This is a genomic window from Methylobacterium brachythecii (assembly GCF_014196345.1).
GTDB lineage: Bacteria > Pseudomonadota > Alphaproteobacteria > Rhizobiales > Beijerinckiaceae > Methylobacterium > Methylobacterium brachythecii.
Window position 1 is genome coordinate 158750 of sequence record NZ_JACIDN010000008.1, and the last position, 17172, is coordinate 175921.

At 68.0% G+C, this 17172-nt stretch carries 18 protein-coding genes and 1 pseudogene; 14 read left to right on the forward strand and 5 right to left on the reverse strand.

Annotation, left to right across the window (positions count from 1 at the left end; all coding sequences use genetic code 11):
- The first annotated feature begins 111 nt into the window (after window positions 1-111).
- The 4 genes from GGR33_RS20425 (at window position 112) to GGR33_RS20440 (ending at window position 3228) form a co-directional block, all read left to right on the forward strand.
- Window positions 112-495, forward strand: a complete 384-nt coding sequence (locus GGR33_RS20425; protein WP_183508684.1) for a DUF2267 domain-containing protein — start codon at window positions 112-114, stop codon at window positions 493-495.
- Between the two features lie 238 nt (window positions 496-733).
- On the forward strand, window positions 734-1711 hold the full coding sequence (gene olsB, locus GGR33_RS20430) for a l-ornithine N(alpha)-acyltransferase (protein ID WP_183508686.1): 978 nt from the start codon (window positions 734-736) through the stop codon (window positions 1709-1711).
- 138 nt (window positions 1712-1849) lie between these two features.
- Window positions 1850-3046 (forward strand): MFS transporter, encoded by a 1197-nt coding sequence (locus GGR33_RS20435; protein ID WP_183508688.1) that lies wholly within the window; start codon window positions 1850-1852, stop codon window positions 3044-3046.
- A gap of 53 nt (window positions 3047-3099) precedes the next feature.
- Complete coding sequence (locus tag GGR33_RS20440) at window positions 3100-3228, forward strand: TFIIS helical bundle-like domain containing protein (protein ID WP_183508690.1); 129 nt, start codon at window positions 3100-3102, stop codon at window positions 3226-3228.
- A gap of 137 nt (window positions 3229-3365) precedes the next feature.
- Here the strand turns inward: GGR33_RS20440 and GGR33_RS20445 are convergent, their stop codons facing one another.
- Window positions 3366-4559, reverse strand: coding sequence for a patatin-like phospholipase family protein (locus tag GGR33_RS20445; protein WP_183508691.1), 1194 nt, complete (start codon window positions 4557-4559; stop codon window positions 3366-3368).
- Between the two features lie 280 nt (window positions 4560-4839).
- Here GGR33_RS20445 and GGR33_RS20450 point away from each other — a divergent pair, with 280 nt between their 5' ends.
- The 9 genes from GGR33_RS20450 to fabI all read left to right on the forward strand — a co-directional run bounded on the left by GGR33_RS20450 (window position 4840) and on the right by fabI (window position 12672).
- Window positions 4840-5499 carry a ComEA family DNA-binding protein gene (locus tag GGR33_RS20450; protein ID WP_183508693.1) on the forward strand — a complete coding sequence of 220 codons (660 nt, stop codon included), beginning with the start codon at window positions 4840-4842 and terminating at the stop codon, window positions 5497-5499.
- Between the two features lie 87 nt (window positions 5500-5586).
- A complete protein-coding gene (locus tag GGR33_RS20455) occupies window positions 5587-5802 on the forward strand; it encodes a hypothetical protein (RefSeq protein ID WP_183508695.1) in 216 nt (71 codons plus the stop codon).
- Between the two features lie 13 nt (window positions 5803-5815).
- A complete protein-coding gene (locus GGR33_RS20460; protein ID WP_284211612.1) occupies window positions 5816-6313 on the forward strand; it encodes a DUF3016 domain-containing protein in 498 nt (165 codons plus the stop codon).
- A gap of 26 nt (window positions 6314-6339) precedes the next feature.
- Window positions 6340-7146, forward strand: coding sequence for a metallophosphoesterase family protein (locus GGR33_RS20465; RefSeq protein ID WP_183508697.1), 807 nt, complete (start codon window positions 6340-6342; stop codon window positions 7144-7146).
- Window positions 7147-7342: 196 nt separating this feature from the next.
- The gene (locus GGR33_RS20470) at window positions 7343-7486 is read left to right on the forward strand and encodes a hypothetical protein (protein WP_183508699.1); all 144 of its coding nucleotides are present in this window, start codon (window positions 7343-7345) and stop codon (window positions 7484-7486) included.
- A gap of 222 nt (window positions 7487-7708) precedes the next feature.
- A complete protein-coding gene (locus GGR33_RS26030) occupies window positions 7709-9208 on the forward strand; it encodes a permuted SH3 domain-containing protein (protein ID WP_183508702.1) in 1500 nt (499 codons plus the stop codon).
- A gap of 218 nt (window positions 9209-9426) precedes the next feature.
- Window positions 9427-9993 (forward strand): 3-hydroxyacyl-[acyl-carrier-protein] dehydratase FabA, encoded by a 567-nt coding sequence (gene fabA / locus GGR33_RS20480; protein WP_183508704.1) that lies wholly within the window; start codon window positions 9427-9429, stop codon window positions 9991-9993.
- A gap of 106 nt (window positions 9994-10099) precedes the next feature.
- Window positions 10100-11326: a beta-ketoacyl-ACP synthase I gene (gene fabB / locus GGR33_RS20485; protein WP_183508706.1), complete on the forward strand. Its 1227-nt coding sequence runs from the start codon at window positions 10100-10102 to the stop codon at window positions 11324-11326.
- 515 nt (window positions 11327-11841) lie between these two features.
- Entirely contained in the window at window positions 11842-12672 is an 831-nt protein-coding gene (gene fabI, locus GGR33_RS20490; protein WP_183508707.1) for an enoyl-ACP reductase FabI, read from the forward strand.
- A 12-nt stretch (window positions 12673-12684) separates the two neighbouring features.
- On the opposite strand, the gene GGR33_RS20495 is transcribed toward fabI, so the two are convergent.
- From GGR33_RS20495 to dut, 4 genes are all read right to left on the reverse strand, one after another.
- Entirely contained in the window at window positions 12685-13284 is a 600-nt protein-coding gene (locus tag GGR33_RS20495; RefSeq protein ID WP_246413323.1) for a lysozyme inhibitor LprI family protein, read from the reverse strand.
- Between the two features lie 158 nt (window positions 13285-13442).
- The gene (locus GGR33_RS20500; protein WP_183508709.1) at window positions 13443-14732 is read right to left on the reverse strand and encodes an ammonium transporter; all 1290 of its coding nucleotides are present in this window, start codon (window positions 14730-14732) and stop codon (window positions 13443-13445) included.
- 90 nt (window positions 14733-14822) lie between these two features.
- Entirely contained in the window at window positions 14823-15881 is a 1059-nt protein-coding gene (locus GGR33_RS20505) for an HD-GYP domain-containing protein (RefSeq protein WP_183508711.1), read from the reverse strand.
- A 148-nt stretch (window positions 15882-16029) separates the two neighbouring features.
- Complete coding sequence (dut, locus tag GGR33_RS20510) at window positions 16030-16563, reverse strand: dUTP diphosphatase (RefSeq protein ID WP_425488803.1); 534 nt, start codon at window positions 16561-16563, stop codon at window positions 16030-16032.
- A gap of 130 nt (window positions 16564-16693) precedes the next feature.
- On the opposite strand from dut, the pseudogene GGR33_RS20515 reads away from it, so the two are divergent.
- Window positions 16694-17169, forward strand: a pseudogene (locus GGR33_RS20515) (cupin domain-containing protein).
- The last annotated feature ends 3 nt before the right edge of the window (window positions 17170-17172 follow it).

A 17172-nucleotide genomic window follows, 5' to 3' on the forward strand; every position in this document is an offset into this window, starting at 1 on the left:
GCCGGAAGCGCGACGGTTTTCCAGGCGGCCGCAGGGGCGCACCGGCTCCCGGACTCTTGATTTCGGCACCCACCCGTCGGAAGGACGTCCGAACCGAGGAGAGGACACCCCATGGAAGAGCTGATCGCCCGCATCACCAACCGCACGGGCGTCGATGCCGAGACGGCGAAGACCGCGATCGGGCACATCCTCGCCTTCCTGCAGAAGGAGGGCCCGCCCGAGGACGTGGCACAGCTCCTGGCGAAACTGCCCGGTGCTGACGCGGCCATCGCCGAGTCGAATGCCGAAGAGGGTGGCGGCGGCCTGATGGGCATGCTCGGCGGCCTGGGCGGCGGTGTCATGGCGCTCGGCCAGAAGCTGATGTCGGCCGGCGTCTCGATGGGCCAGATGCAGCCCCTCGGCCAGGAACTCTTCGCCTATGGCCGCGAAAAGGCCGGCGAGGACACGATGGGCCGGATCATCGGCGCGATCCCGGGCATCAGCCAGTTCGTCTGAGGCTCGACGGCTTCTCCCCTCTCCCCTCTGCGGGGGAGGGTATGCCCGGCGGCCAAATCCTTAGCCGGTTTCATTCGGCGGCTATGATTGTGACTGTTCCCGGCGCAGCCGATTTTGCCGGGCAAGCAAGCGCCTAAGCCACTGTCCTTACTCGCTTTCCTATGTCATAAAAGCGTGCGCCCTTCGTGGTGATGTGCGCGGATCAAGGCCGGATCGGCCTCGTGGGGCGGACAGGGACATGGTGCCGAATTTCTCCGGGCGTGATGCCTCGGCGGCGTGGAAGACGGGTTGGGAAACGCACGTCCAGGCGCCCTTCGCCGGCGGCATTCCGGGCCTCGCGCTGCCGGGCAACGCGCCGATCCTGCTCAAGCCCTGCATGCCGAAGCCGGAGCCCGGCCTCGGCCCGACACTCGGCCGCATCGGCAATCTCGAAGTGCGGCTCGCGACGAAGAAGTCCGAGGTCCGACGCGCCCAGCGCCTGCGCTACAAGGTGTTCTACGAGGAGATGTCGGCGATCCCCTCGGCTATGGCGATGCTGAAGCGCCGCGACATCGACGTCTACGACACGCTCTGCGACCACATCCTCGTCATCGACCACGCCGCCGTGAAGGCGAAGCCATTCCGTAAGCCGCGTCCGAAAGTCGTCGGCACCTACCGGCTGCTGCGCGGCGACCGGGTCGATGGCGGCGCCGGCTTCTACTCCGCAGGCGAGTTCGACATCGGGCCGCTGCTCGACCGTCATCCCGGCAAGCGTTTCCTCGAGCTCGGCCGCTCCTGCGTGCTGAAGCCCTACCGCACCAAGCGCACCGTCGAACTGCTCTGGCACGGCATCTGGACCTACGTGCTGCATCATCGCATCGACGCGATGATCGGCTGCGCCAGCCTGGAGGGCACCGATCCGGACCGGCTTGCCCTGCAGCTGAGCTTCCTCCACCAGCACGCCCGCGCCCCCGAGGCCTGGCGGGCCAAGGCACTGTCCGACCGGTTCGTGGCGATGGACCGGCTCGCGCCCGAAGCCGTGAACCCGAAGCTCGCGCTGCAGAGCCTGCCGCCCTTGATGAAGGGCTACCTGCGCATCGGCGCGACCTTCGGCGACGGCGCGGTGATCGACCATCAGTTCGGCACCACCGACGTCTTCGTCGTTCTGCCGGTCGAGGCGATTGCGGCCCGCTATATCGGGCATTTCGGCGCCGAGGCCGACCGGCACGCCGCTTGAGCGATGAATCCCCGCCGCGCTTGGCGCTCGGGTGGGGGTTGCAAGGCCCGATCGAGGCCTCGACAGCCGGCGCATTCGTGACGATGTGACGGCTCTGCCCATCCGCGCCTGCAGCGCCCCCTCAGCCCCACCGTGTCGATGCTCGCCCCCGCCCCGTCCGCTCACCGCGACCGCCTCATGGCGATCGCCGCGGCGATCACCTGCGTCGCCGTGGTCGGCATTGGTCTCAGCCTCTCGATCCCGCTGCTCTCGCTGGAGATGGAGCGGATGGGGGCCTCGAGCTTCCTGATCGGCCTGAACACGGCCGTCGGCGGCTTCGCCAGCATCATCACCGTGCCCTTCGTGCCTAGGCTCGCCGCGCGCGTCGGTGTTCTGCGGCTGCTCCTGCTCTCGATCGGGCTCGGAGCGGTGCTGCTCGTCGGGTTCCGGGTCTTCTATGACCTCACTTGGTGGTTCCCGCTGCGCTTCCTGTTCTCGGTGACGCTCGGCGCCCTGTTCGTGCTGTCCGAGTTCTGGATCACCCAGGCCGCGCCGCCCGAGCGCCGCGGGCTGGTGATGGGCATCTACGCCACTGTGCTGGCCGTCGGGTTCGCAGTCGGACCCGGGCTGCTGGTGATCCTCGGGACGGACGGGTTCGCCCCGTATCTCGCCGGCGCAGGCCTGTTCATCCTGGCCGCCATCCCGATCGCCCTAGCGCGCGGCGTGTCACCGAGCATTCCGCACGAAGGCCAGAGCCTGAATTTCTTCAGCTATCTCCGCGTGGCGCCGATCGCGACCTTCGCCGCCCTGCTCTACGGCGCCGTCGAGACGGGAGGCTTTGCGATCCTGCCGCTTTACGGCTTGCGGCTCGGCTTCGACAGCCAGACGGCGGCCGGCCTCGTCAGCGTGGTCGCCCTCGGCAACGTGCTGTTCCAGATCCCGGTCGGATGGCTCGCGGACCGGACCGATCGCGGGCTGGTGCTCCTGGCGAGCGCCGTCGCAGGGGCGATCGGAGCGGCGCTGATGCCCATGGCGAGCGGCTCGCTGACGACGCTCTCCATCCTGCTCTTCGTCTGGGGGGGCGTGGCGGGCACGCTCTATACGGTAGGCCTCGCCCATCTCGGCGCGAGCGTGCGCGGTCCCGATCTCGCCGGCGCCAACGCTGCCTTCATCGCGCTCTATGGCGTCGGCCTGATGCTCGGGCCGGCGATGATCGGCGGCGGCATGGATCTCGTCGTGCCGCAGGGCTTCGCCTGGACGCTCGCAGGGATGTTCGCGGTCTATGCGGCCATCGTCGTCTTCGTTATCATGAAGGGTGTTCCTGCGTCGGAACAGGCGGAGCGGCTTCTCCGTTGACGGACGAGAAGCTGCGCTGCTTTCGGCAGCACGTCGCAGAACGGAGCATCGTCATGAGCTTGATCGGACGCATCGTCACGAAGATCCTCGGCAACGAGGACCGCCCCGTGGTCCGCGACGACCGCAATTCCGGTTCGAGCACGCCGATCGGGCGCCTCGTCACAAAGATCCTCGGCAAATAAGCGTCGGATAACCGATCTCGATCGATCGGTTAGTCCGCTTCGCCGTCATTGCGAGCGCAGCGAAGCAATGACGGCTGAAAGCATTTCTGTCCGGTCGTCGGATCAGCCCGTTCGGCCGCCCCGATTGCTTCCCGGCCTCAGCGTCCGGCCGCCGCTTCCATGAGCGTGGTGGTCGGCGATCCCGAGACGCTGTGCTGCCAGAAATGGCCGGTGCGGCCCTTCTCGTATCCGGCATTGTAGAGGTTGCGCATGTAGGCGGTGTCGAAGCCGCGCGCCGCCGTCGTGCTCGGCCCGCTCTCGTCGATATAGGTCAAGTTGAAGCCGATGCCGCTGCGGCGGCTGATGGCCTCCGTCGCAGTGAGCGTGGCGCGGGTGCGCGCGCGGCTCGCGGTGGTGAAGGAGCGGCCGGCGATCGCCAAGGCGTTGTTCTGCGTCACCGCGAAGTCCGGATCCAGGCGTCCGTTGATCACGACGAAGATGTCCGCCTTGCCCTTGCTGCGCAGGCGCTCGTCGCGGGCCAGGAAGCCCTGCGGCAGGGTGAAGACCGGGATCACCACCGATCCGTCGACATGCATCTCCTGGAAGGCGTGACCCTCGGCCTGCACGTCGACGAGTTGCGGCGGGAACACCGCCGGGACGCTGGCCGACGCGGTCAGCACGTCGCGGAACAGGTTCGCAGCGTTGGGGGCACCGCTCGCGGCGATGGCGCCCATGTTCCAGATCACGGCGCGCTGCTGGTCGAGATTCGTCGTCACGACGTAGAGGCGCTTGCCCTTGGCGTGCTCCTCCGCGATCGCGGCGAGCAGGTCCGGCGTGACGTAGCGGCCGATGATCTCACGCAGCTTGCCGTCGCCGAACAGGCCGGAGCCGAACAGCACGTTGGTGATGCTCGGCGCCTGCACCAGCGATTCGGCGATGCCGCTCGTGTAGAAGTCGGTCAGGTAGGCGTCGTAGCCGGAGCCGAGGAAGGCGAAGGGCGCGATCAGGGCTCCCGTCGACACGCCGGAGACGACGGTGAAATCGGGCCGGGAGCCCGAGGCGCTCCAGCCGTTGAGGATACCGGCGCCATAGGCGCCATCGCCGCCGCCGCCCGAGAGGGCAAGATAGCTGAAGCCATTGCGCCGTCCCTCGGGCCGGGCCGCGACGGCCGCGATCTCGGTCGCCGTGGCATCCGCATAGGCCCGCACCGGACCCATGCCGGGCACGGTGGCGAGCGACGCCTCCTGCGCAGTGTAGGGCGCGCGCGGCAGCGAGGAGCAGGCCGCAAGGCCGCCCGCCAGCAGCAGGCCGGACAGGGCGCGCGCGATGCGCGGGCAGGACAGGAACGACATCACGACGAGGCCCGGACCAATGGCTAAGCTTGTACCGAACGAGCTTGGCCGTCTCTCGTTCCCGCTGAAGCTTGGCTATTTCGAGGCCATGAGGCCGCTTGGCCCGGACTGTGTCATCCCGGTCTCACCGGTTTCAGTGCACTGCCCTCGACCGAACACACTGAAAACGCGTGTCTTCCGCCGAAGACAACACATGTTTGCCACGGTTGCGCGCCAACGGATTGCGCATGGTACGGTGGCGGACGAGGGACGCCCGAAACCTGGGCGGAAAGGCCCTCTGATGCTCAACGGACCGGCGCTTCTGCGCGTCTTCCTGGTTGTGATCGCCGCTGCTGTCCTGACCGCGCTCGTCCAGCACTACTGGATCTTCGACAGCAGCGCGCCGGAACCTTCGAAGCCGGTGCTGCGCCCGACGGCGCAGAACACTCCCGCCATCCGCCAGCCGGAGCCGCCTCGCGTCGCCGCAGCGCCGGCCCCGGCCTCGCAGCCTGCCCCGACCCCGCAACCGGCTCAGCCCTCCACATCGCAGCCGAAGGAAGCGCCGAAGCCACCACCGCAGGCGCAGATCCCTGCCCCGGCTACGACACCGGAGAACAGCAGCGCAGAGCCGCCGAGCCCGCCGCCTGTCGCCGCCGATCCCGTCGTCACGCAGCCGGCGCCCGCTGCGCGGTCGACGCCGCCGTCCCCAGCCGCACCGATGGCCGAGCAAGCCGAGCCCCCCCCCGACGATCCCGTCGAGCCGGCGGATGCGCGGGCGGTCGATCTCGTCGATCTCAATACCGGCTCGCTGACGGAGCTCAACGCGCTCAAAGGCGGCGGGACGATCGGGCGCGCCATCATCCAGCACAGGCCCTACACGTCGACGGACCAGTTGCTCTCGAAGCGCGTGCTCAGCCGGACCACCTATCAGCGCATCAAGGGTCAAATCACGGTCCGCTGATCGGATCTCGCGGTCCGACGCTCTGGTGCCCGGCCTCCCGACTTCGTAAGAAGGGTCGGGCAAAAGACCTGAGAGCCGAGGCATCCCATGCAAACCACTGCCGGCGCGCCGATCCTGCGCTCGGAACTGGGCGTCGAGGAAACGAGCGAGTCCGACAACGTCGTCCGCTGGGACGGGGAGCGGCTCTACGTGGAGCACGACGTCTACCACAACGGACAGCTCGTCCACCGCAAGTACCGCCGCACGGTCACCGAGCCCGTCGCCCGGGCGCTGCAGGCGATCATCAACCGCGCGCAGCAATGACGCGGAGCGGATCGTGACGGCCCGCGCCGCGGTCGTCCTGGCGGCGGGGCTCATCCTGCCGCTGCCGGCTGCAGCCCAAATCAGCGTCGCCTTCGTCGCGCCCGAGCGTTTCACCGACGCCGAGAACCGCTTCGGATCCGGTCCCACTCTGCGCGTGACCCTGGCGGAGATTCGGCGCCTCTTCACGGAACTCGGCGACCGCGTGCTCCGACCCGGCGAAAGCCTGGCGGTCACCGTGCTCGACATCGACCTCGCCGGCGACGAGCGGGCCGCCGGATTGCCGACGAGCCCGCGCATCGTCTCCGACATCTCGCCACCGCGCCTGCGCCTGCGCTATGTCCTGAAGGAGCGCGGTCGGACCGTGCTCGCCGCCGAGGAAGTGGTGACTGACATCACCTTTCTGTCGCGCCATGCCCGCAGCTTTGCCGGCGGCAGCTTCACCTACGAGCGCGAGCTGATACGGGACTGGCTCCAGGCGCGGATCGTGCGGCGAGAGCCGGCGCGTGGCTGACCCACGGCTCGATCCCGGACAATCGCTTGCGACGCATCGCGCATATCTCGGACCTGCATTTCGGCTGCACGAATCCCGACGTGGTCGAGGGGCTGATCGCCGAACTGAACGCCGACCGGCCCGACCTGATCGTGGCCTCGGGCGACTTCACCATGCGTTCGCGCCGGGCGGAATATCGGCAGGCCCGTGACTTCCTCGACCGGCTGACCTCCCCTTGGATCGGGGTGCCCGGCAACCACGACATCGCCTATTTCCTGCTGCCGACACGCTTCATCCGGCCGTTCCGGCGCTATCGCCGCTTCATCGCCGACGAGACCGAGCCGACCTTCGTCGACGACGAGATCGGCGTCGTCTGCCTCAACACGGTGCGGACCTGGGCACCGGATCCGGACTGGTCGCAGGGACGGATCGGCCGCGATCAGATCCGGCGGGCGGAGGCCCGGCTCGCCGCTCTGCCGCCGCAGGTCTTCCGCATCGTCGTCGGCCACCATCCCTTCGCGCCGCCGCCCTGGAATGAGAAGGCGCGCCTGGTGGGGCGGGCAGCGGCGGCGCTCGACGCCTTCCGCCAGCATCGCGTCGGCCTCACGCTCGCCGGCCATCTCCACCGGCACTATTCCCGATTCGTCGAGCCGGACGGCGCCCGAGAGGATGCGGCTTCGGCGGCCGGCGGGCAGCGGCTGCTCGCGGTTCAGGCCGGCACGGCCACCTCGACGCGCCTCCGCGGTAGGGAGCCGAACGCCTATAACCGCATCACCGTCGAGAACGGCGCGGCGACGGTGACGGTGCGGCTGTGGAACGGGACCGCCTGGGAGGATGCAGCGCGCCCAACTTGAGTTATTCCAATTGTCGGAGGATCGGCCGGGCCCGTGGAATGCGCCATAAGCGATGAAACGGGCTGCGCCATGAAGTCTTCTCTTGGATCGATCAGATCGATTCGTTCGTACCGCGGCGGGGCCGAGATGTCGGCACCCAGGTTCTTTTCAACCTGAAGTTTCAACGCGCAGTCAGGCGACGCAAAGCCCAAAAACCATGAACCCCGTCGCCCTCTTCGTCATGGCCGCGATCACCATCGGCTACGTCGCGGCCATGCTCGTCGCGTTGAATACCGGCACCGGCTGGGTCGTGGCGCTGCTCGCGATCCTCGGGGTCGCCCTCTTCGTGCGCTGGCGCTGACGGGCGCGGCCCGGTTCCACCTGCGAACAGGCCGGATTTCACAGCCACCGGCTCCGGCAGCCTTGACAAGACCGGACCGATTGGCCCGTCCTGCAGCCGCTTCTCGCAGCCGCCAGGCTGGCCGGATGCAGCGTCGCTCCTGCTCGTAAGCGGTATGATCGCCGGACCCTTCCCGATCCTCACGTGCATCCCGGCCCCGAGCGGCCGGCGTGGAGCACATCCGTGAAGCGGACCATCGCGGCGATCCTGGCGGCCGACGTCGCCGGCTTCTCGCGTCTCGTCGCGGAGGACGAGGACGACACGCTGCGCCGCCTGCAGGACTACTCGCGGGTGTATCGCGACGAGGTCACGCGTGTCGGCGGCCGCGTCTTCAACACGGCGGGGGATGCGATCCTCGCCGAGTTTCCGAGCGCGGTCGAAGCCCTGCGCGCCGGCATCGCCATCCAGGAGCAGCTTCGCAGCGCCAACGCGGATCACCCGCCTGAGCGCCGCATCCTGTTCAGGATGGGCCTGAACATCGGCGACGTCGTCGAGACGGATCGCGGGGACATGCTCGGCGACGGCGTCAACATCGCCGCGCGGCTCGAAGGCCTCGCCGAGCCCGGCGGCATCTGCCTGTCGCGCTCCGTCCACGAGGCGATCGCGGCACGGGTTGCCGTCGCCTTTCGCGACATCGGCCCCCAGACCCTCAAGAACATCCCGCGCCCGATCCACGCCTTCCGCGTCGTGCTGCCCTGGGACGGCCCGGGCGAGACGGAGAAGGCCCGGCGGCGTTGGCCGCGCCTCGTCGCCGTCGCCGCGGCGATCCTGCTGCTCCTGGCCGGCGGCGTTGCCCTGGCGGTCAAAGGCGACCTGTTCAGCAAGGCGGAAAGCACGGCCGAGGCGGAGCCGCTGTCGCCGGTCGCGGCGCGCGAAGCCCTGGAACGGGCAGATCTCCTCTCCGTCGCCGTGGTCCAGCCGCAGCGTGCCTGCTTCAAGGAACAGGTCTGGCTGTCCGGCACCGTCGTGCCGCGAAACGAGGTCGAGGTCGGCCCCGACGAGGATGGCCTGCGGATCCTGCGCGTGCTCGCCAAGCCGCTGGACAAGGTCGCGCAGGGCCAGGTCCTCGCCGAGCTCGCGCGCCCGGACCAGCCGGGCCAGGTCGCCGCGACGCTCCGCGCGCCCGTCGCCGGCTCGGTCGGCCAGAGCCAGGCCCATGTCGGCGCGCTCACCGGGCGAGCCCAGACCCTGTTCAAGATCGTGCCGCAGGGCACCTTCGAACTCTCCGCCGAGGTGCCCGTCAAAAGCCTTGGGATGCTCGCGGCAGGTCAGAGCGTCTCGGTAAGCCCGCTCGGATTGCCAGAGGTCGCCGGCCGTGTGCGCAGCGTCTCGACCGACATTGATGGCGCCACGCAACTCGGACGCGCCCGCGTGTCCCTGGTCGGCAATGCCGACCTTCGGCAGGGACAGTTCGCGCGCGGTGTGGCAACGGTCGGCGAACGGTGCGGCATCGGCCTGCCGGAATCTGCGATCCTGCGCAGCGCCGAGGGCAGCGTCGTTTTCGTGAGCAATCGCGGCCACGTCGAAGGACGCCTCGTCACGACGGGCCTCAGCTCGCACGATGCCGTCGAGATCCGCAGCGGGCTCGACGGCGACGAGGCGGTTCTCCTGCGCGCCGGCCCGTTCGTCAGGGAAGGCGATCTGGTCAACGCCCTGCCGGCTTCCGAACGAGCGTCGAACTGATCGGCGGCTTTCCGTTCGGGCGACGGGCTGCCGGTATCGCGATCCCCGGGCGCTGGAAGCGGAAGGACGGCGCCCGGAGCCGGTGCGACTCGTCTCCGCACGCGGCTTTGAGGCGCTTCGGCGCTGTGTTAACGAGACGCCGATTTTAACCCGAGGCGATCCCGCATGGGGCTCGATCGGGTCGGACGACCCTCGACACAGGACACGAAATTCAGCCGATGCCGCCTGACGCGCCTACCGCCTCGGATCACGACAGCTCTTCCGCCGAGGGAGCAAACACGCCGGTGCGCGCATCGAGCTATTCCTACGAAGAGTTGCTGGCCTGCGGCCGTGGCGAACTCTTCGGTGCAGGCAACGCCCAGCTGCCGATGCCGCCTATGCTAATGTTCGACCGCATCACCTCGATCGGCAAGGAAGGCGGTCTCCACGGCAAAGGCCATGTCCTCGCCGAGTTCGACATCCGGCCTGACCTCTGGTTCTTCCCCTGCCATTTCAAGGGCGACCCTGTCATGCCGGGCTGCCTCGGACTCGATGCGCTCTGGCAGCTCGTCGGCTTCCATCTCGGCTGGCTCGGCGCTCCGGGACGCGGCCGGGCTCTCGGCGTCGGCGAGGTGAAGTTCTCCGATCAGGTGCTGCCCACCGTGAAGCAGGTCGTTTACGGCATCGACATCAAGCGGGTTCGCACCGGAAAGCTCGTGCTCGGCATCGCCGACGGCTGGCTCGAAGCCGACGGACGGCGTATCTATGAGGCGAAGGATCTGCGCGTCGCCCTGTTCCAGGCTTGAGCGGCTGAGCCGTATCGAGATCCTGCTGTTGAGATTGGACGCGCATCATCCTAGGTGACGTCACGCGGCGCGGTTCGGGGCGTCGCGGCGGAGAAGCCAGGCCATCATGCGGCGCGTCGTGATCACCGGGATGGGCATCGTCTCGTCCATCGGCAACAACACCCAGGAGGTCTTGGCCTCCCTGCGCGAGGCGCGCTCCGGCATCGACCGCGACGCCTCGTACGCCGAACACGGATTCCGCAGCCAGGTCTCGGGTGCCCCTGACCTCGACGTCGAGTCCGCCGTCGATCGCCGCGCCATGCGCTTCCATGGCGGCGGCACCGCCTGGAACCACGTCGCCATGGATCAGGCGATCCGCGACGCCGGGCTTGAGGCGAACGACGTTTCGAACGACCGCACCGGCATCATCATGGGCTCGGGTGGCCCCTCGACGCGCACCATCGTCGAATCCGCCGCCATCGCGCGTGAAAAGGGTCCGAAGCGCGTCGGTCCCTTCGCCGTGCCGAAGGCGATGTCTTCGACCGCGTCGGCGACGCTCGCGACCTGGTTCAAGATCCGCGGCGTGAACTATTCGATCTCCTCGGCCTGCGCGACCTCGAACCACTGCATCGGCAACGCCGCCGAGATCATCCAGGCCGGACGTCAGGACGTGATCTTTGCGGGCGGCTGCGAGGATCTCGACTGGACCCTTTCGGTGCTGTTCGACGCGATGGGCGCGATGTCCTCCAAGTACAACGATACTCCGTCTCGCGCCTCGCGCGCCTATGACGCCAACCGCGACGGCTTCGTCATCGCCGGGGGTGCCGGCGTTCTGGTCCTGGAAGAGCTGGAGCACGCCAAGGCCCGTGGCGCCCGCATCTACGGCGAAGTCGCCGGCTACGGCGCCACCTCGGACGGGCACGACATGGTCGCTCCTTCGGGCGAAGGCGCAGTGCGCTGCATGCGCCAGTCGCTGGAGGGCCTGAAGGGCGTCAAGATCGACTACATCAACCCGCACGCCACCTCGACGCCCGTCGGCGACGACAAGGAGATCGAGGCGATCCGCGAGGTGTTCGGCCGCGGTGACGCCTGCCCGCCAATCTCGGCGACGAAGTCGCTCACCGGCCACTCGCTCGGCGCGACCGGCGTGCAGGAAGCGATCTACTCGCTCCTGATGATGAACAACGGCTTCATCTGCGAGAGCGCGCATATCGACGAGATCGACCCGGCCTTCGCCGACATGCCGATCCTGCGCGAGCGGCGCGACGGGGCGAAGCTCGGGCACGTCATGTCGAACTCGTTCGGCTTCGGCGGCACCAACGCGACGCTGGTCCTCAAGAACGTCGACGCCTGAACGGCCAAGCTAAGGCCCGGTCAAAGACGGCAGAGCAGCGGTCCGAGCAAGCTTTGCCGCAACTGCAAAAGCATAGCTTCGCAGTTGCGAACGTTGCGGCCAAGCTAGATCCAGAGCAGCCCGAACTCTTGGTTTGACCTCAGGTTGGGAACCAGACGATCCAAAAGGCGTTTGTCATTCGATCCGCAGGACAGATGCTGCCATGCTCGTAATGACCATCATTGTTCTGGGAGGTTTGGCGCTCACGGCAGGCGTTGCGGCTTTCGCGAAGCAGAGCCTCATCGAGGATGCCCGGTCGGCCACGAAGGGCTATTTCTGACGCCTCGCAACATTTCATCGCCCAGTCTTTCTGAGCCCCGTTTTCGGCCAACGTCGAAACGGGGCTTTCGTTTGTCGGCGAGCCTGTTTGCGCCCTCTTGCGTGGACAGGGCCGCCGCTCGCACGCTAAGCGTCCCCTTCGAGACCGGGGCTCCGAGACCCGGCGCGGGTTTATCGGTCGGGCGAGGCGGCGCTGCATGACGGGTCTGATGACGGGTAAGCGCGGCCTCATCATGGGCGTCGCGAACAACCATTCCATCGCCTGGGGCATCGCCCAGGCTCTGCATGTCCAAGGGGCCGAACTCGCCTTCACCTACCAGGGCGATGCTCTCGGCAAACGGGTCGCTCCGCTTGCCGCCTCGATCGGCTCGGATCTGGTGCTGCCCTGCGACGTCGAGGACCTCGCTTCGGTCGATGCCACCTTCGCAGCCCTGGACGAACGCTTCGACGGCCGGCTCGACTTCGTGGTTCACGCCATCGGCTTCTCCGACAAGGCGCAGCTCAAGGGTCGCTACGTCGACGTCACCACGCGAGACAACTTCGCGCGCACGATGACGATCTCGTGCTTCTCCTTCACCGAGATCGCCCAGCGCGCCGCCAAGCGCATGCCGGAGGGCGGTTCGCTCCTGACGCTAACCTATGGCGGCTCGACCCGCGTCATGCCGAACTACAACGTCATGGGCGTCGCCAAGGCGGCGCTCGAGGCCTCCGTGCGCTACCTTGCCATGGATCTCGGGCCGGACCGTATCCGCGTGAACGCCCTCTCCGCCGGCCCGATGCGGACGCTGGCAGGTGCCGGCATCGCCGACGCCCGGCTGATGTTCAACCACCAGAAGGCCCACGCCCCCCTGCGTCGCACGGTGACGCTCGACGACATCGGCGGCTCGGCGCTCTACCTGCTCTCGGACCTGTCGAGCGGGGTGACCGGCGAGGTGCACTTCGTCGATTCCGGCTACAACATCATCTCGATGCCGAGGCCCGACGTGCTTCAGGCGCAGGACGAGGCCGGGGTCGTTGGCGACGCGTAGCGCGCCGGACGCTCAGCGATTGTCTTCGCTCTCGTAACTTTCGAGGGTCGCCGTCCTCTGCGCGATGATGCCGGCGCGGCAAACCGGGTAGGACAGGACCTGTCCCTCGGGGCCGAACGAGCCGGACGCGTAGAAGGTGCAGCTCGTATCCTTGAAGCGGATCCATGCCCGCTGCTCTTCGAGCAGATCCTGCAGCTTGGTTTCGCGGTCGAGTGCATAGACGCGCTTCCAAGCCGCATTCAGCCGCACGTCCTCACGCGCGATGAGAGCGCCTCCGCAGGCCCCGAACGCCATGTTGGTCCCGTCGGATTGGTCGACGCAACGCCGGTACTCGGCATCCCCGTCATAATTCCACTCGGCCACCTTGGGTGCCGCCACGTGGACGACGCCCTTTTCGACGGGGATACGAACGGTCTGGACACGCTTCGGTGCGCCGAGGGCACTCGGCGCCGGCCCGACGATTTCGGGGGTCGCGGTCCCGGCTTCGGCGCTCCTGGCGGGCACGCTCGACAGATAGGCGCCGATCATGATGCCGAAGGCGAGCGCCAGAAGGGCTGCCGGGTGGGCCCTGGCGCCGCCCCGGCCGGCCGGGATGTCGTCGATCCGCTGCATTGTGGTCTCCCCATCGCAATGCGCCCTGCGGCGCGGCGTCTGATGATGAGGTTGTCGCCTGCCATACGCTCGGAGGCGACGAGCAAGTTCGGCCTGTTTCGGCCAATCGCGAGTCCGGTCGCCGCCTTCTGTGCGGATTTGTGCGGAAGACGGCCGGCTCAGTTGTACTCGTAGGCGCGCTCGCCGTGCGACGCGATGTCGAGGCCCTCGTATTCGGCCTCGGCATCCACGCGCACCGGCGTGACCAGGCCGATCAGCTTGGTCAGGCCGTAGGTCACGGCGCCCGACCAGACGAGCGTCACGGCGATCGCGAGCAACTGGACGCCAAACTGACGCACGGCGCTGCCGGTCTCGCCGAAGCCGATGCCGCCGAGAGCCGGCAGCGCGAAGACCGCGAGCAGCAGCGAGCCGAGCATGCCGCCGACGCCGTGCACGGCGAAGACGTCGAGGGAATCGTCGATCTGCAGACGCTGCTTCACGTAGAGCGTCGCGTAGAAGCAGACGATGCCGCCGGCGAAGCCGATCATCAGCCCGGCGCCCGGAGCCACCATGCCGGCGGCCGGCGTGATGGTGGCGAGCCCGGCCACGGCGCCGGTGACGATGCCGATCGAGGTCGGCTTGCGGATCTTGATCCATTCGGCCGCCGTCCAGGCGATGGCGCCGGCCGCCGCCGAGAGATGCGTCGCGATGATCGCGTTGGCGGCGCTGGCATCGGACGCCAGCGCGCTGCCGCCATTGAAGCCGAACCAGCCGACCCAGAGCATCCCGGCGCCGGCCATGGTCATGCCCGGGCTGTGCGGCGGCGTCATCTGCGCCGGGAAGCCGCGGCGCCGGCCGATCATCACGGCGAGAACCAGGGCCGCGATGCCGGCTGTGGTGTGCACGACGATGCCGCCGGCGAAATCGAGCACACCGAGGCCGAACATCCAGCCGCCGCCCCAGATCCAGTGCGCCACCGGCACGTAGACCAGCATCAGCCAGAAGGCGGAGAACAGCACGACGAAGGGGAACGTCACCCGCTCGGGGAAGGCGCCGATGATGAGTGCCGGCGTGATCACCGCGAACGTCATCTGGTACAGCGCGAAGGCGCTCTCGGGCAGCAGCGTGGGTGCGCGCACCGCGTCGAGCCCCGCCAGGAACGCCTTGCCGAGGCCCCCGATCACGGGAGCATTGCCGTCGAAGACGAGGCTGTAGCCGCAGATCGCCCAGAGAACCGAGGCCACGCAGCAGATCGCGAAGCACTGCATCAGCACCGAGAGCACGTTCCGCGCATGCACGAGGCCGCCGTAGAACAAGGCGAGGCCGGGCAGCGTCATGAACAGCACGAGCGCCGAGGCGGTGAGAATCCAGGCGGTATGTCCGGGATCAGTTGCCGTCGCCGCGAAGGCGGGCGTGACCAGCAACGCCAGGGTGAGACCGGCGGAGCCGCACAGAGCGAGACAGCGCATCGCGGAAACTTTCGAAACGGCCAAGATCGATCGACTGCTCAATACGCAGTCATTCCGCCGATTCAAGTGACGTTTCTGCCTAATTTGTGGTCAGTTCGCCTGAAACGTCGCCGGCCGGTCGCGGATCAGGGCGACCACGTCCTCCCAGCGGGAGACGAAAGCGGCGACGCAGGCCGGATCGAAATGCGTGCCGGCCTGCTCCTCGAGATGCTCGCGCGCCTTCTCTGGCGTCCAGGCCGGCTTGTAGACCCGAGCCGAGATCAGCGCGTCGAACACGTCGGCCACGGCGACGATGCGGCCGGGAAGCGGAATCTCGTCGCCCTTGAGCCCCTGCGGATAGCCTTTGCCGTCCCAACGCTCATGATGCGTCAGGGCGATCTCCGAGGCGAGCTGGAGCAGGCGCGACGGGCTGTCGTGCAACATGCGGTAGCCGCGAAGCGCGTGCTGCTTCATCTCCTCGCGCTCGGCATCGGTCAGCGGGCCTGGCTTCAGCAGGATGCCGTCGGGAATGCCGATCTTGCCGATGTCGTGCATCGTGGAGGCGAGCGCGATGTCGTTGGCTTCGGTCTCCGACAGTCCCAGCCCCTCGGCGACCGCGATGGTGCAGCCGGCAACGCGCGTCAGGTGATCGCCAGCCTGGTCATCGCGGAACTCAGCGGCCAGCATCAGGCGGCGCACGATCTCGCGCTCGCGGGCGGAGACTTCCGCGACGGCGCGCTCGACCTGCTCGTTCATGACCAGCGCCTGCCGGTCGCGGTCCCGTCGGGCGGCGGCGAGTTCGATGAGGGTCCTCAGGCGGATCTGGAGATCGAGGGTGTCGATCGGCTTCAGCATCACATCCGTCGCCCCAGCTTGGAGCGCGGCGCGCCGCTCGGTACGACCCTCGCCCGCGGCAACGATCAGAATGGGGGTGTGCGCCAGGACGGGGACGGCTCGCAGCGACCGGGTGAGCGCGAAGGAGTCCATCACCGCATCGTGCTCGATCACGATCACGTCGGGCGGCTGCGCGGAAAGGTCGGCGAGCGCGGCATGGGCGGTCTCGATGACCCGCGTCGTGCAATCGAAGGCGCGAAGCGCGAGGACGAGCTGGATCGGGGTCTTGGCCGCAACGACCGCCACGAGGGCGTTGCCACTCTTCGCACTCAGCATATCCGAGTTCCCGTCGGCCGATACCTGCCGAGCCAATGCCCCCCGCATCGCAACGACTGGCGAAATCTAGCCGAGAGCCGTTAACCGTGATTGAAGCCGCGGCGATCGGAACCTCCGCGGTGCGGGCGAGGTCAGCCTCGCGCGATGGTCAGCGGCGCCCGCTCGAGCCAAAACCTCCGCCGCCCCGCGCGCCCTCGTCGCCGGGCCGAGCCTCTTCGACGATCTCGAATTCCGGCTGCGCCACCCGCACCACGACGAGTTGGGCGATCCGGTCCCCGGGCTCGATCACGATGTTGGCCGGCCGCCGACCAGGCGCGGCGGCGGGGTTGCGGTTCCAGACCGAGATCAGCAGCGGCCCCTCGTAATCGGCATCGATCACACCGGTGCCGTTGCCGAGTACGAGTCCCTCACGATGGCCGAGGCCGGAGCGCGGCAGAACGAACCCGCACCAGTTGGGATCACGGATCATCACCGAGATGCCCGAGGGGATCAGCACGGCCGGCACCTGCGGCTCCAACAGGAGCGGCGCGTCGTGGCAGGCGAACAGATCGAGGCCGGCGGAGTGGACCGAGCCACGGCGCGGGAAGCCCCAGGCCGTGACACGCGGATCGAGCACACGGACGGCGATCCGCATCATGCCGCCGGGGTGTCGTGCGGAAACCCGGTCACCGTCATGGTCCATCTCTTCGTTTCCACGAAGCGTGCCGATACCGGCGTCCGTCGCGTGCCACAACCATGCACGGTCGACGGAATCGCGCGACCCGCCCTAATCTCCGCGCCGTACAGGCGCGTCACGAACCACGGAGCGGTCCATGCCCAAGATCGATCTCGATACGGTGCCCGCGCCCAAGGGCTCGGGCTATCCGGCCCCGTTCGACGCGCCTTGCGCCATGCGCATTCGGCGGCGTCTCGGGGATGCCGGCGGCCTGCGGGATTTCGGGATCAACCTGATGCACCTGCCTTCCGGCGGATGGTCCAGCCAGCGCCACTGGCACACCTACGAAGACGAGTTCGTCTATGTGATCGGGGGCGAGTTGGTCCTCGTCGAGGATGGCGGCGAGACGATACTGCGAGCCGGCGATTGCGCGGCTTTCCCAAGAACAGCGGCAATGGGCATCACATGATCAACCAGTCGTCGGCGGAAGCGGTCTATCTCGAAATCGGCTCTCGCGACATTGAGGATGTCACCACCTGCTCGGACGTCGACATGAAGAGCGCCAACAAGGACGGACGCTTCGTGCGGAAGGATGGCACACCGTATCCGTTGCCAGAAGTGGCACGCAGCTGACGG

Coding starts and splice junctions, on each gene's coding strand:
- GGR33_RS20425 (WP_183508684.1), top strand. CDS start 112: ATGGAAGAGCTGATCGCCCGCATCACCAACCGCACGGGCGTCGATGCC.
- fabI (WP_183508707.1), top strand. CDS start 11,842: ATGACGGGTCTGATGACGGGTAAGCGCGGCCTCATCATGGGCGTCGCG.
- GGR33_RS20500 (WP_183508709.1), bottom strand. CDS start 14,732: ATGCGCTGTCTCGCTCTGTGCGGCTCCGCCGGTCTCACCCTGGCGTTG.
- GGR33_RS20495 (WP_246413323.1), bottom strand. CDS start 13,284: ATGCAGCGGATCGACGACATCCCGGCCGGCCGGGGCGGCGCCAGGGCC.
- GGR33_RS20470 (WP_183508699.1), top strand. CDS start 7,343: ATGAACCCCGTCGCCCTCTTCGTCATGGCCGCGATCACCATCGGCTAC.
- GGR33_RS20455 (WP_183508695.1), top strand. CDS start 5,587: ATGCAAACCACTGCCGGCGCGCCGATCCTGCGCTCGGAACTGGGCGTC.
- GGR33_RS20505 (WP_183508711.1), bottom strand. CDS start 15,881: ATGCTGAGTGCGAAGAGTGGCAACGCCCTCGTGGCGGTCGTTGCGGCC.
- GGR33_RS20440 (WP_183508690.1), top strand. CDS start 3,100: ATGAGCTTGATCGGACGCATCGTCACGAAGATCCTCGGCAACGAGGAC.
- fabA (WP_183508704.1), top strand. CDS start 9,427: ATGCCGCCTGACGCGCCTACCGCCTCGGATCACGACAGCTCTTCCGCC.
- dut (WP_425488803.1), bottom strand. CDS start 16,563: ATGGACCATGACGGTGACCGGGTTTCCGCACGACACCCCGGCGGCATG.
- olsB (WP_183508686.1), top strand. CDS start 734: ATGGTGCCGAATTTCTCCGGGCGTGATGCCTCGGCGGCGTGGAAGACG.
- GGR33_RS20450 (WP_183508693.1), top strand. CDS start 4,840: ATGCTCAACGGACCGGCGCTTCTGCGCGTCTTCCTGGTTGTGATCGCC.
- fabB (WP_183508706.1), top strand. CDS start 10,100: ATGCGGCGCGTCGTGATCACCGGGATGGGCATCGTCTCGTCCATCGGC.
- GGR33_RS20445 (WP_183508691.1), bottom strand. CDS start 4,559: ATGTCGTTCCTGTCCTGCCCGCGCATCGCGCGCGCCCTGTCCGGCCTG.
- GGR33_RS20435 (WP_183508688.1), top strand. CDS start 1,850: ATGCTCGCCCCCGCCCCGTCCGCTCACCGCGACCGCCTCATGGCGATC.